At 72.6% G+C, this 13,654-nt stretch carries 10 protein-coding genes and 1 pseudogene; 6 read left to right on the forward strand and 5 right to left on the reverse strand.

Annotated features, from left to right (window positions below; all coding sequences use genetic code 11):
- The first annotated feature begins 178 nt into the window (after positions 1–178).
- Genes ACWCXX_RS02025 through ACWCXX_RS02035 form a run of 3 tightly spaced genes read left to right on the forward strand, consistent with a single transcriptional unit; the run spans position 179 to position 3,863 of the window.
- On the forward strand, positions 179–1,525 hold the full coding sequence (locus tag ACWCXX_RS02025) for a discoidin domain-containing protein (RefSeq protein ID WP_451123275.1): 1,347 nt from the start codon (positions 179–181) through the stop codon (positions 1,523–1,525).
- On the forward strand, positions 1,525–2,832 hold the full coding sequence (locus ACWCXX_RS02030; RefSeq protein WP_451123277.1) for an MFS transporter: 1,308 nt from the start codon (positions 1,525–1,527) through the stop codon (positions 2,830–2,832). The genes ACWCXX_RS02025 and ACWCXX_RS02030 overlap by 1 nt, the downstream gene beginning before the upstream one ends.
- Complete coding sequence (locus tag ACWCXX_RS02035; protein WP_451123279.1) at positions 2,829–3,863, forward strand: TolB family protein; 1,035 nt, start codon at positions 2,829–2,831, stop codon at positions 3,861–3,863. The genes ACWCXX_RS02030 and ACWCXX_RS02035 overlap by 4 nt, the downstream gene beginning before the upstream one ends.
- Positions 3,864–3,963: 100 nt before the next feature.
- Here the strand turns inward: ACWCXX_RS02035 and ACWCXX_RS02040 are convergent, their stop codons facing one another.
- On the reverse strand, positions 3,964–4,326 hold the full coding sequence (locus tag ACWCXX_RS02040) for an acyl-CoA-like ligand-binding transcription factor (protein WP_451123280.1): 363 nt from the start codon (positions 4,324–4,326) through the stop codon (positions 3,964–3,966).
- Between the two features lie 118 nt (positions 4,327–4,444).
- A pseudogene (gene tnpA, locus ACWCXX_RS02045) lies at positions 4,445–4,735 on the reverse strand (IS200/IS605 family transposase); the annotation flags it as partial.
- Between the two features lie 51 nt (positions 4,736–4,786).
- On the opposite strand from tnpA, the gene ACWCXX_RS02050 reads away from it, so the two are divergent.
- Both ACWCXX_RS02050 and ACWCXX_RS02055 read left to right on the forward strand, forming a co-directional pair.
- Positions 4,787–5,986, forward strand: coding sequence for an RNA-guided endonuclease InsQ/TnpB family protein (locus ACWCXX_RS02050; protein ID WP_451123282.1), 1,200 nt, complete (start codon positions 4,787–4,789; stop codon positions 5,984–5,986).
- A gap of 381 nt (positions 5,987–6,367) precedes the next feature.
- Positions 6,368–7,177, forward strand: a complete 810-nt coding sequence (locus ACWCXX_RS02055) for a putative protein N(5)-glutamine methyltransferase (protein WP_451123284.1) — start codon at positions 6,368–6,370, stop codon at positions 7,175–7,177.
- Positions 7,178–7,309: 132 nt separating this feature from the next.
- On the opposite strand, the gene ACWCXX_RS02060 is transcribed toward ACWCXX_RS02055, so the two are convergent.
- Positions 7,310–7,822: a pyridoxamine 5'-phosphate oxidase family protein gene (locus ACWCXX_RS02060; protein WP_451123286.1), complete on the reverse strand. Its 513-nt coding sequence runs from the start codon at positions 7,820–7,822 to the stop codon at positions 7,310–7,312.
- Positions 7,823–7,988: 166 nt separating this feature from the next.
- Here ACWCXX_RS02060 and ACWCXX_RS02065 point away from each other — a divergent pair, with 166 nt between their 5' ends.
- Entirely contained in the window at positions 7,989–10,979 is a 2,991-nt protein-coding gene (locus ACWCXX_RS02065) for a bifunctional [glutamine synthetase] adenylyltransferase/[glutamine synthetase]-adenylyl-L-tyrosine phosphorylase (RefSeq protein ID WP_451123288.1), read from the forward strand.
- Between the two features lie 95 nt (positions 10,980–11,074).
- On the opposite strand, the gene ACWCXX_RS02070 is transcribed toward ACWCXX_RS02065, so the two are convergent.
- Positions 11,075–12,049, reverse strand: coding sequence for a phosphatase PAP2 family protein (locus ACWCXX_RS02070; RefSeq protein WP_451123290.1), 975 nt, complete (start codon positions 12,047–12,049; stop codon positions 11,075–11,077).
- A 217-nt stretch (positions 12,050–12,266) separates the two neighbouring features.
- Positions 12,267–13,334, reverse strand: a complete 1,068-nt coding sequence (locus ACWCXX_RS02075) for a LacI family DNA-binding transcriptional regulator (protein WP_451123292.1) — start codon at positions 13,332–13,334, stop codon at positions 12,267–12,269.
- Positions 13,335–13,654: the final 320 nt, after the last annotated feature.

Consider the following 13,654-nt stretch of genomic DNA (forward strand, 5'->3'; position numbering starts at 1 on the left):
GTTCGCTAGCATTCCGGGCGGTGGCCTGGCGCGGTGCCCCGCACCGTGGGCATGACGCGCTCAGTGAGAGCTCTGGCCCGGCCACCACGGTCCCGCCCCCTGCCCGCACGCGGGCCGGGACGCGGACCGCGCACCGCTGCCCAGCTCTCGCCACCCCCACAAGGCCAGGAGTCCAGGGATGCACCTGAACGGCTCAGTTCCTCTCTCCCCACCCGCGAAGCGCCGCACGGTCGGCATGGTCGTCGCCGCCGTGCTGCTGCTCGCCGGCAGTCTGACGTTCGCCCACCCCGACCGGGCCGGCGCCGCCGAGGACCCGCTCATCTCGCGCGGCAAGACCGCCACCTCGTCCTCCGACGAGGACTCCCAGTTCGGCCCGCAGAACGCCTTCGACGGCGACCCCGCCACCCGCTGGGCGAGCGTCGAGGGCAAGGACCCGCAGTGGCTGGGCGTCGACCTCGGCGCCACCGCCGACATCACGCGGGTGCGGCTGAACTGGGAGGACGCCTACGCCAAGGCGTACCGGATCGAACTCTCCGCCGACGGCACCAACTGGACCCGGATCGCCGACGAGACGGCCGGGAACGGCGGCACCGACGACTGGTCCGCCCTCTCCGGCAAGGGCCGCTACCTGCGCGTGTACGGCACCGCGCGCGCCACCTCCTACGGCTACTCGCTGTACGAGGTCGAGGTGTACGGCACGCTCGCCGACACACCCCCGCCCACCGGCTCCTTCACCGTGGTCGCCGCCGGTGACATCGCCGCCCAGTGCACCGCCTCCGACAGCGACTGCGCCCACCCCAAGACCGCCGCGCTCGCCCAGAAGCTCGACCCGAAGTTCTATCTGACGATGGGCGACAACCAGTACGACGACGCCCGGATCTCCGACTACCGCGCCTACTACGACAAGACCTGGGGCGTCTTCAAGAACAAGACGCACCCGGTGCCCGGCAACCACGAGACGTACGACCCGGCCGGATCGCTGGCCGGCTACAAGGCGTACTACGGATCGATCGCGTACCCCCAGGGCAAGAGCTACTACAGCTTCGACGAGGGCAACTGGCACTTCATCGCCCTCGACTCCAACTCCTTCGACCAGAGCGCCCAGATCGACTGGCTCAAGGCCGACCTCGCCAAGAACACCAAGGCGTGCATCGCCGCCGTCTGGCACCACCCGCTGTACTCCTCGGGCGGACACGGCAACGACCCGGTCAGCCGGCCGGTCTGGAAGATCCTGTACGGCGCCAAGGCCGACCTCGTGCTCAACGGACACGACCACCACTACGAGCGCTTCGCCCCGCAGAACCCCGACGGCAAGGTCGCCGCGGACGGCATCACCGAGATCGTCGGCGGGATGGGCGGCGCCGAGCCGTACCCCATCGAGGAGGTCCAGCCCAACAGCCAGAAGCGGATCAGCGGTGAATACGGCGTCCTGAAGCTGGACTTCACCGACACCGACTACACCTGGAGCTACGTCGGCACCGACGGCAAGGTCAAGGACGCCGGACCGAAGTACTCCTGCCACTGATGTACCTGGCGACCACAGGGCGCCGGGACGCGCCGGCCCCGCCCCGCACCGGCGGAGCGGGCCGACGCGTCCCCGGCACCGTCCTCGCACTCGGCGCGGTCAGCCTCGTCACCGACATCTCCTCCGAGATGGTCACCGCGGTGCTGCCGCTCTACCTGGTCCTCGGACTCGGTCTCTCCCCCCTCCAATTCGGCTTCCTGGACGGCCTGTTCAACGGCGTCGCGGCCGTCGTGCGACTGCTCGGCGGGCACGCCGCCGACCGCGGCCGCGGACACAAGCAGGTCGCCGGGACCGGCTACGCCCTCTCCGCCCTCTCCCGGCTCGGCCTGCTGCTCGCGGGCGGCGTCACCGCGGGCATCGCGGCGGCCCTCGCCACCGACCGGATCGGCAAGGGCATCCGCACGGCGCCCCGCGACGCGCTGATCACCCTGAGCAGCCCGCCCGACACGCTCGGCCGGTCCTTCGGCGTGCACCGGGCGATGGACACCACGGGCGCGCTGCTCGGACCGCTCGCCGCATTCGCTCTGCTCTGGGTCACCGCGGACGCCTACGACGCGGTGTTCGTCGTCAGCTTCTGCTTCGGCCTGCTCGGGGTGCTGCTCCTCGTCCTGTACGTGCCCGGCCGGCCCCCGGCGCCGCCGGTGAGAAAGACCCCCCGCACCCGCAAGGTCTTCGAGGCGCTCCGCGACCCCGCCTTCCGGCGCATCCTCGCGGCCGCCGCCGTGCTCGGCGCCGCGACCATCGGCGACTCCTTCGTCTACCTCCTGCTCCAGCACCGCCTCGACCTCCCCATCGGCTGGTTCCCGCTGCTGCCGCTCGGCGCGGCGGCGTGCTACCTGCTGCTCGCGATCCCGGCGGGCCGGATCGCGGACCGGATCGGACGGCGGCTGCCCTTCCTGTACGGGCACCTCGCGCTGCTCGGCGTGTACGCCACCCTCCTCGCCCCCTTCGGCGGACCGGCCCTGCTGCTCCTGGCCCCCGTCCTCGTCCTGCTGGGCGTCTTCTACGCCACCACCGACGGGGTGCTGATGGCCCTCGCCGGGCCCGTCCTGCCCGCCGACGGCAGGGCGGGCGGACTCGCGCTGCTCCAGACCGGCCAGGCCCTGGCACGGATGCTCGCCGCGGCGGGCTTCGGCGCCGCGTGGACGCTGTGGGGGGAGGGGACCGCGCTGTGGACGGCGACGACGGTCCTGCTCGCCGCGCTCGCGGCCGGCCGGGCGCTGCTGCCCCGCATCCCGCACACCCCGTACGGACCCCCGGCCCCCGCGGAACCGGAGGACCGGAATCCCGAGAGGCGGACCGCATGAGAATCAGGTTCCCGCGCCCCGCGGCCCCGCTGGGGCCCCGGGCCCGTATCGCCGTCGTGGTGGCCGCGGTGCTGCTCCTCACGGGCGGCTCCGTCGGGTACGTGATGCACGCGGAACACCGGACGCGGGGCGAACGGGCCGAGGCGGACGCCTCGTTCGTGCTCGACGGGCCCGCGCTGTACTTCCGGGACACCGGTACCGGCCGGGTCGCGCGCCGGCCGATGGCCCCCGCCACCGCGGCCCGCACCCCCGGCGGACCCGCCTGCGACCGGTTCTACGCCTCCGGCGACGGCGCGCTCTGCCTGCGTGCCAGGCCCGGGGTGCTGCCGAGGACGCAGGCGATCGTCCTCGACCGGAACCTGCGCGAGAAGCGCCGGATCACCGTGCCGGGCATCCCCACCCGGGCCCGGGTCTCCGCCTCCGGGCGGATGCTGTCCTGGACGGTGTTCGCGACCGGCGACTCGTACGCCACCACGTCCTTCTCGACGCGCACCGCCATCCTCGACCTGCGCACCGGCTATCTCATCAAGTCCATCGAGACCATCCCCCTCACCATCGACGGCGCCCGCTACCACGCCCCCGACGTCAACTACTGGGGGGTGACCTTCGCCCGCGACGACAACCGCTTCTACGCGACCGTCTCCACCAAGGGGCGCACCCACCTCGTCGAGGGGAACATGCGGGACTGGTCGGCGAAGGCGCTGCGGCAGAACGTCGAGTGCCCCTCCCTGTCGCCCGACAACACCCGGCTCGCGTTCAAGAAGAAGGTCTCCGACGACGCGGCCGCGCCCTGGCGGCTGTACGTCCTGGACCTGCGGACCATGCGCGAGACGCCGCTCGCGGAGGAGCGCAGCGTCGACGACCAGGCGGCCTGGCTGGACGACGACACGCTCGCCTACGGGCTGCCGGGCGAGTCCGGCCGGGGCGGCGACGTCTGGACCGTACCGGCGGACGGGACGGGGACGCCCCGCCTGGCCGTGAAGGGCGGCTCGTCACCGGTGGCGGTGGCGGCGGCCACGACGGCGCGCTGAGAACGGGACGCGCGGAGGAACGGACGGCGGGGCGGCACCGGGCGGTGCCGCCCCGCCGTCGTCCCCGCCCCCGCTGCCTTCGCCGCCCCCGCCGTACCGCTCAGTCGAACCGGCAGGACATCTGGTCGAGGATCTGGTCGATCAGTTCGGAGGGCTCCCGGGCCAGGTCCTCCTCGATCCACATCCGCATCGCGATCCGCAGCGAGGACAGGAACGCCGCGGCCAGCACCAACGGCTCGACCGGCTGCCCCGACGGGCCCCGGCGCCCCGCCACCGCCTCGGCCAGATCCCGTTCCAGGGCGGCGTGGTTGGCGAGCTGCCGGGCCAGCAGCGAGGGGTGTCGCATCGCCAGCCTGGTCCGTACCGCCCACGCGCGCTCCGGCGGCGAGACCCGCTCGGCGAACTGGGCCATGGCCGCCCGCAGCGCCGTCCAGGCGCTCTCCTCGGCGGGCCGGTCGCGCACGGCCCGGGCGAGGTCCCTGGTCTGCCGCTCCTCCCCGTACAGGAGGACAGCATCCTACCTCTTCGGAGGGAATCGCCCCGGAATGCTTCACCAGCGGCCCGCAGCCGGTGAACTCCTGGCGGGGCCGCCTGGAAGAGACGTCCTTGAGGCCGTTGACGAGGTTCGGCAGGGCGCCTTTCTGCGGGTGGCGCACGAGCAGGTGTACATGATCAACTTCGCCGTTGAGCTTTCTTGGTCCCGCCTCGAACTTGCCGCGAACCTTCCGCGTGATCTCTTCGCACCATTTGAGCGTGGCGTCGTCGAAGACGGTCCGCCGGTACCCGGTGACGAACACCAAGTGCGTGTGCAGAACGCAGACGGCGTGACGACTAGTAGGAATATCGGAGTTTTGCCCCGAACGCGGTGGCATGTGTCGAATGCAGTAGATTCACGTGAGCTGACAGGGAAGGGGGTGGGTCGGATGATCCGGGCGTACAAGTTCCTCATGCGGCCCACAGTGGGCCAGCAGGGTGCACTCGCCGGGATGCTGGCCGATCACTGCTCGCTCTACAACGGGGCGTTACAGGAACGCCGCGACGCCTACCGGCACGCCTCGAAGACCACCGTCCGGTACGGGCAGCAGTCTGCGCAGCTCAAGGAGATCCGAGCGTTTGATCCGGAGCGTCAGGGCCGCTGGTCATTCTCCAGCCAGCAGGCCACGCTGCGCCGACTGGACAAGGCGTTCGCCGCTTTCTTCCGACGTGTGAAGGCCGGGGAGAAGCCGGGCTATCCGCGCTTCCGGTCGGGCAAGCGGTTCGACACCGTGGACTTTCCGAAGGACGGCGACGGATGCCGGTGGGATGCCACTCCGCACGACCCCGTCACCCGTGTCCGTCTGCAGGGCGTCGGGCACGTCAGGGTGCACCAGCACCGGCCCGTGGTCGGCAAGGTCAAGACGATCTCGGTCAAGCGCGAAGGCAAGCGCTGGTACGTCATCCTGACCGCCGAGCAGGACCGGCCCGAACCGCTCGCGGCGACCGGCAGCGTGGTGGGCATCGACATGGGCATCGCCAGCTTCCTCACCGACTCCAACGGCGATTTCGTCGAGAACCCCCGCCACGGGGCGAAGGCCGCCGCGAAACTCGAAGCCGCACAGCAGGCCCTGTCCTGGTGTAAGCGCGGCAGCAAGCGCCGCCGCAAGGCCGTGGAGAAGGTGGCGAAGCTGCACCGCAAGGTGCGGCGCCAGCGGACCGACCACGCGCACAAGACCGCGCTCGGTCTGGTGCGTGATCACGACCTCATCGCGCACGAAGACCTCAAGATCCGCAGCATGAGCAAGGCCCCGGCCCCGAAGCCGGACCCGGATCGGCCGGGCGTCTTCCTGCCCAACGGGGCCGCCGCCAAGGCCGGACTTAACCGCTCGATCGTCGATGCCGGATGGGGGGTGTTCCTCGCGATCCTGACCGCCAAGGCGGAAGGAGCCGGACGGCAAGTGATGGCGGTGGACCCCCGCAACACCTCCCGGCGGTGCCCTGCATGCGGGCACACCGCCAAGGAGAACCGGCCCACCCAGGAGAAGTTCCACTGCGTCGCCTGCGGCCACAAGGCGCACGCCGACACCGTGGGCGCCCTGAACGTCCTACGGGCCGGGCTGGCCCGTCGCGAAGCCGCACCGGCATAGCGAGAAGCCACCCCGCCCACGGGGTGGAGGAGTCACCTTCCTGATCTCGGCGGCCATCGCGGTGGTCGGCGTGGTCGCCGCCCTGTTCCTGACGCCGACGAAGCTGCGCGACAGCGTGGACCTGTAGACGCACGCGCGACCGGCATGCCCCCGGTGCCCCGCCCGGCGCTCGAAGCGACCGTGCGGGGCACCGCCGTGCACGGCGGGACCCGGCCGGGGCATGGGGTAGGGTGGCGCATCCCCACAACGGGGGCCGCGACCGAGGAGGTGAGACCCATTACCGCTGGATCGAACTGGGTGCTCCTCCCGCAGGATCGCGGCATCGACCCGAGGTAGTCGACCGCGGAGCGCCCATCGGCTTCCCCGAAAGGCTCCGCCTGCATGTCGGTACCTGCTTCACCGCTCCCCTTTCCCGCCGTCGTCACCGCACTCCGCGCCGCCGGCTGCGTATTCGCCGAGGACGAGGCGGAGTTGATCGTCTCCACGGCCCCCGACCCCGCCGCCCTCGCGGCCATGGTCGAACGACGGGCCGCCGGACTGCCCCTGGAACACGTCCTCGGCTGGGCCGGGTTCGGCGGTCTGCGGATCGCCGTGGACCCCGGCGTCTTCGTACCCCGCCGCCGCACCGAGTTCCTGGTGGAACAGGCCGCCGGACTCGCCGGACCCGGGGCGGTCGTCGTCGACCTCTGCTGCGGTTCGGGAGCCCTCGGCGCCGCGCTCGCCGCGACGCTGGGCCGGGTCGAACTGCACGCCTCCGACGTCGAACCCGCCGCCGTGCGCTGCGCCCGCCGCAACATCGGCGACGCGGGCCGCGTCCACGAGGGCGACCTCTTCGACCCGCTGCCCGAGTCGCTGCGCGGCCGGGTGGAGATCCTGCTGGCCAACGTGCCGTACGTACCGACGCAGGACGTCGAACTGCTGCCCCCCGAGGCCCGCATCCACGAACCACGGGTGGCACTCGACGGCGGCGCGGACGGTCTGGACGTCCTGCGCCGGGTCGCCGCCGAGGCCCCGCGCTGGCTGGCCCCGGGCGGGCACCTGCTGGTCGAGACGAGCGAGCGGCAGGCGGCACGGGCCGAGGAGACCGTGGCCCGCAGCGGCCTGATCCCGCGCGTGGTCACCTCCGAGGAGCTGTACGCGACCGTCGTCGTCGCCACCCGCCCGGCTCTCCCGCCCCCCACCGGGCACTGACGGACCCGATCCGGTCACCGGGCCCGGCCCGGGAGCGCCGCCGTTCCCGTGCCGGACCCACGACCCACGGCCCACCAGTCGCGGTGACGGCCGGCCGGGCCGGTGCCGCCCGTCCGCACGGCCCGGCGCGGGTCAGCTGAACCGCCACCGGGTCTGGCTGAAGCGGTCGCCCCTGCCGAAGCCGAAGACCTTGTGGGGCCGCACCTCGAACACCAGCGCCGCGTGCCCCGCCTTCACGAACGTGTCGTCCCGGACGTCGAAGTGCCACCGGGGCCCGTACTTCGTTTCCCACGCCCCGGCCAGCCCGCTCAGCCGGTCCGCGTCCCGCACCCGTTCCGTCCGGCCCTCGACCACCACGTCGACCCCCTCCGACAGGGTGTTGACACCCGTCGTCACCACCACGGCGGGGTTGGCGGCCAGATTCAGGGCCTTGCGCTCCGCCGCGCCCGTGGCGAAGTACAGCGCGTTGTCCGACCACACCCCGATCAGCGGGGTGACGTGCGGGCGGCCGTCGGGGCGGACCGTGGAGAGCCAGTACAGCTCGGCCCCGGTCAGCAGCTCCTTCGCCACGGACCACGGGCAGGCCGTCGCGCTCTCGTCGCTGTAGTCGGCATCCAGCTCGGCGAAGGGTTCGAATCCGGACATGCGGTCCTCCCGGTCTGGTCCACACAGTGATCGTGCCCGTGAAGCGCGGACCGCGCACCCGCTCCGGAGTCACCGGGACGGGCGTCGCGCGGCGGGCACCGGTTCGAGGACACGGGCTAGGCTCGGAAGGGCTGGATGGTGTGGACGGCGGGCAGGAGAGCACGGAATGACGACGGTGCCGGGGCGCAGGAGCAGCACGTTCACCCGACTGCTGCGGCACGGCTTCACCGACCCCTCCGCCTCCGAGCGCCTCCTCGACCTGCCGGACCTGTCCTCGGTGCGCTCCGACCCGGTCCTGCTCGAAGCCCTCGGCGCGACCGCCGACCCCGATCTGGCCCTGCGGGGGCTGGTCCGGCTGGTGGAGGCCGAGGAGCCGGACGAGCGGCGGGCCCTCCTGGACACGCTCGTCACCGCCAAGCCGCTGCGGGACCGGCTGCTCGGGGTGCTCGGCGCGTCCGAGGCGCTCGGCGACCACCTCGCCCGCCACCCCCGCGACTGGCAGGCGCTCGTCACCTACGAGGCCACCGACCTGCACCCCGGCGTGGCCGAGTTCGAGCTGGAGCTCGCCGGGGCCGACGACCCGGACTCGCTGCGCGTCGCCTACCGGCGGTGCCTGCTCGCCATAGCGGCCCGCGACGTCTGCGGCACGACGCACGTCGCCGAGGCCGCCGCCGAACTCGCCGACCTGGCCACCGCGACCCTGCGGGCGGCCCTCGCCATCGCCCGGACGGCGGCGCCCGCCGACGCCGCCCAGTGCCGGCTCGCCGTCATCGCGATGGGCAAGTGCGGCGGGCACGAGCTGAACTACGTCTCCGACGTGGACGTCATCTTCGTCGCGGAACCGGTGGGCGGCCACGAGGAGAGCGAGGCCGTGCGGGCCGCCACCCGGCTGGCCGCGCACATGATGCGGATCTGCTCCGACACGACCGTCGAGGGCACCATCTGGCCCGTCGACGCCAACCTCCGCCCCGAGGGCCGCAACGGCCCCCTCGTCCGCACGCTCTCCTCGCACCTCGCGTACTACCAGCGCTGGGCCAAGACCTGGGAGTTCCAGGCACTGCTCAAGGCCCGCCCGGTGGCCGGCGACCCCGAGCTCGGCGCGGAGTACGTCGAGGCCGTCTCACCGCTCGTGTGGCAGGCCGCGGACCGCGAGAACTTCGTCCCCGACGTGCAGGAGATGCGCCGCCGCGTCGTCGCCAACATCCCCGCCGACCGCGTCGACCGCGAGATCAAGCTCGGCCCCGGCGGGCTGCGGGACGTCGAATTCGCCGTACAGCTACTCCAGTTGGTGCACGGCCGCAGCGACACCACGCTGCGCAGCGGCACCACGCTGGAGGCCCTGCGCGCGCTCGCCGCGGGCGGCTACGTGGGCCGGGTGGACGCCGCGCAGCTCGACGACGCCTACCGCTTCCTGCGCGCCATGGAACACCGCATCCAGCTCTACCGGCTGCGCCGCACCCACCTGGTCCCCGAGGACGCCCCGGACCTGCGGCGGCTCGGCCGCTCCCTCGGGATGCGCACCGACCCGATCACCGAGCTCAACCAGGCGTGGAAGCGGCACGCCTCCGTGGTGCGGCGGCTGCACGAGAAGCTGTTCTACCGGCCGCTGCTCGACGCCGTCGCCCAACTGGCCCCCGGCGAGACCCGGCTCAGCGCGAAGGCGGCCGGGCACCGGCTCGAAGCCCTCGGTTACGCCGATCCGGCCGCCGCGCTGCGGCACCTGGAGGCGCTGTCGTCCGGGGTGTCCCGCAAGGCCGCCATCCAGCGCACCCTGCTGCCGGTGCTGCTCGGCTGGTTCGCGGACTCCGCCGACCCGGACGCCGGGCTGCTCGGCTTCCGCAAGGTGTCCGACGCCCTCGGCAAGACCCCCTGGTACCTGCGGCTGCTGCGGGACGAGGGCGCGGCGGCGGAGAACCTCGCCCGGGTGCTGTCGGCCGGCCGGCTCGCCCCGGACCTGCTGCTGCGGGCCCCGGAGGCGGTGGCGCTGCTCGGCGACCCGCAGGGACTGAAGCCGCGCACCCGGGAGCACCTGGAGCAGGAGGTGCTGGCCGCGGTGGGGCGCGCGGACGACGCCGAGAGCGCGGTCGCGGTGGTGCGCGGGGTGCGGCGGCGCGAGCTGTTCCGGACCACGGCCGGGGACCTGATCGGTTCGTACGGCACGGAGGAGAGACCCGCCGAGGAGGACCCCGGAGCCCTCGTCGACCGGGTCGGCAGCGCGGTCACCGACCTGAACGCCGTCACGATCGCGGGCGCCCTGCGCGCCGCCGTGCGCGCGCAGTGGGGGGACACCCTGCCCACCCGGTTCGCGGTCATCGGCATGGGCCGCTTCGGCGGCCACGAACTCGGCTACGGCTCCGACGCCGACGTCCTGTTCGTCCACTCACCGCGCGAGGGGGTCGACGAGCAGGAGGCGGCCCGCGCCGCGAACGCGGTGGTCTCCGAGATGCGCCGACTGCTCCAACTGCCCACCGCAGACCCGCCGTTGCTCATCGACGCGGACCTGCGGCCGGAGGGCAAGAACGGGCCGATGGTGCGTACGCTGCGGTCCTACGAGGCGTACTACCGGCGCTGGTCGCTGATCTGGGAGAGCCAGGCCCTGCTGCGCGCCGAACCCGTCGCGGGCGATGCCGCACTCGGGCGCGAGTTCGTCGAGCTGATCGATCCGCTGCGCTATCCGATGGAGGGGCTGGGGGAGGACGCGGTCCGCGAGATCCGTCGCCTGAAGGCCCGCATGGAGTCCGAACGGCTGCCGCGCGGCGCCGATCCGGCACTCCATACCAAGCTGGGGCGCGGTGGCCTGAGCGACGTCGAGTGGACGGTACAGCTGATGCAGATGCAGCACGGCTGGGCGGAGCCGGGGCTGCGGACGACCCGCACCCGCGAGGCCCTGGCCGCGGCCTGCGCGGCCGAACTGATCTCCGTCGAGGACGCACAGACGCTGGACGAGGCGTGGGTGCTGGCGACGCGGGTCCGCAACGCGGTGATGCTGGTACGGGGCCGGCCGGGCGACACGTTCCCCACGGTGCCCCGCGAACTCACTGCGGTGGGACGGTACCTGGGGTACGAACCGGGGCACGTCGGGGACATGCTGGACGACTACCGACGGATCACCCGACGGGCACGGGCGGTGGTGGAGGAGCGGTTCTACGGGGCGTGAGGGGGGCGCCCGTCACGGCCCCGCCCCTCACGCCGCGCGGCCGGGGGCCCTGCCGCCGTGCCGACCTCGCATCCCGGCGTTCCCGGCCCGGTGTCTCAGACGCCCGACCGGCTCGAACCGGGTGCCGCCGCGTCCGCCGTCGGGCGTCGCGTCCCGGCCGGTGCGGTCGCGGACAGGCAGGCCAGCCGTGCCTCCGCGCCCGGTGGCTGCACCCGTTTCGGGAGGTGGTGCGGCAGTGATCCGTACCAGGTGTACGAGATCAGGTAGCCCATGGCCAGGCACGTCATGCCACCCAGCGCGTCCAGCCAGAAGTGGTTGGCGGTCGCCACGATCACGACCAGGGTGGCCGCCGGGTAGAGCAGGCCCAGGACGCGGCCCCAGGGTGCGGAGGCCAGCGCGAAGATCGTCAGGCCGCACCAGAGCGACCAGCCGATGTGCATCGACGGCATCGCCGCGTACTGGTTCGACATGTTCTTGAAGTTGCCCGAGGCCATCGACCCCCAGGTGTGGTGGACGAGGACGGTGTCGACGAACCGGCCGCCGTTCATCAGGCGCGGTGGCGCCAACGGGTACAGGTAGTAGCCGAGCAGGGCCACCCCCGTGGTCACGAACAGGGTCAGCCGGGCCGCCGCGTAACGGCCGGGGTGACGGCGGAACAGCCACGCCAGCACGCAGACGGTGACGACGAAGTGCAGCGTCGCGTAGTAGTAGTTCATCGAGACGATCAGCCATGTCACGGAATTCGCCGCGTGGTTGATCGCCTGCTCCACCGCGATGCCCAGGTATTTCTCGGCCGCCCAGATCCAGTCGGCGTTGCGCAGGGCCTCGGCCTTCTGCTCCGGGACGGCGTTGCGCACCAGCGAGTACACCCAGTAACTGGCCGCGATCAGCAGGATTTCGAACCAGATGCGTGGCCGGTTGGGGGACCGCAGGGACCGCAGTCGCACCGGTCCGCTGTTGCGCCGTCCGGCGATATGTCTCGCGTTCGCCGCGGGGGCCGCCTCGTCCGCGATGGGTGACGGGGTGGCCTCCGGTCGGCCTTCCTTTGACGTCACGCTCAATTCACCCATAGGCACAGAGTCTGCCAGAAAACGTCTCCTCGCCCGACGAACCTCCGGCCGGGTCCGGGCCGCACGTCGCATCCGCCGGTCCGGACCCGGGCGGACGGGGCCGACGGGGCATGCCGGACCGCGGGCCCGGCGCACCGGGGCCACGGAGTCCGCGAACGGGCGGGGGGAGGGGAGGGCGCGGCCCCGCCTCCCCGGTGAGGGGCGGCGGAGCTGCGGTTCAGGAGCGGGCGTGGGACCCTGGAACGGGTCCGGTGGACGGGCCCGGGGCGGCCCCGGGACCCGCCGCCGTCGAACCCCGGACGACGAGCTCGGGCATGAAGACGAACTCGCTGTGCGGGGCGGGTGTGCCGCCGATCTCTTCGAGGAGGGTGCGCACGGCGGCCTGACCCATCGCCGTCACCGGCTGACGGATCGTGGTCAGCGGCGGATCGGTGAACGCTATGAGCGGCGAGTCGTCGTAACCGACCACCGACAGATCGCGCGGCACCTCCAGCGACAGCCGGCGGGCGGCCCGGATCGCGCCGAGTGCCATCATGTCGCTCGCGCACACCACCGCCGTGCAGCCCCGCTCCATCAGCGCCGACGCCGCGGCCTGGCCGCCCTCCAGCGTGAACAGCGAGTGCTGGATCAGCTCCTCGACCTCGTCCGCCCCGATCCCCAACTGCTCGTGCACGGTGGAGCGGAAGCCCTCGATCTTGCGCAGCACGGGCACGAAGCGCTTGGGGCCGACCGCCAGACCGATCCGCTGATGGCCCAGCGACACCAGGTGCGTCACCGCGAGCCGCATCGCGGCCCGGTCGTCCGGGGAGATGAACGGGGCCTGGACCTTCGGCGAGAAGCCGTTGACCAGGACGAACGGAACGCCCTGCGCGCGCAGTTGCTCGTAGCGCTGCATGTCGGCCGAGGTGTCGGCGTGCAGTCCGGAGACGAAGATGATGCCCGCCACGCCGCGGTCGACCAGCATCTCGGTCAGCTCGTCCTCGGTGGAGCCGCCGGGGGTCTGGGTCGCCAGCACCGGGGTGTAGCCCTGCCGGGTCAGCGCCTGGCCGATGACCTGGGCCAGCGCCGGGAAGATGGGGTTCTCCAGCTCGGGCGTGATCAGGCCGACGAGCCCCGCGCTGCGCCTGCGCAGACGTACGGGTCGTTCGTAGCCGAGGACGTCGAGCGCGGCGAGGACGGATTCGCGGGTGGCCGCTGCAACACCGGGCTTGCCGTTCAGTACACGGCTGACCGTCGCTTCGCTGACCCCCGCCTGAGTTGCGATATCGGCAAGCCGTGCGGTCATGGAAGTGGACTGTACCGGGCGCATGTCGGATTGCCCACCACGGCCGTGCCCCGGGCGGTCGTGCTCGTGCGGCGCCCCGGGGCCGGTGTGCTCCGTCGGCCCGGGGCTGCGCCCGCGCCGCGGGCCGGGTGGTGTCGTGGCAACGCTTTGCAAGGTCTTGCAGCCCCCGCTTGCGGGCCCCGGTCGGATCTTCCTACCGCGATCGGGCGGGCCGTGGCCAGCAGCTGCCAGGAGACGGTGGTCACGGTCAAGGGTCTTGACGGCAACCGTGAGGACACGCGAATGTAACGATCGTCGATGCTTGCAGAAATCTTCCGCAA

It is taken from the genome of Streptomyces sp. NPDC001732 (genome assembly GCF_053596315.1).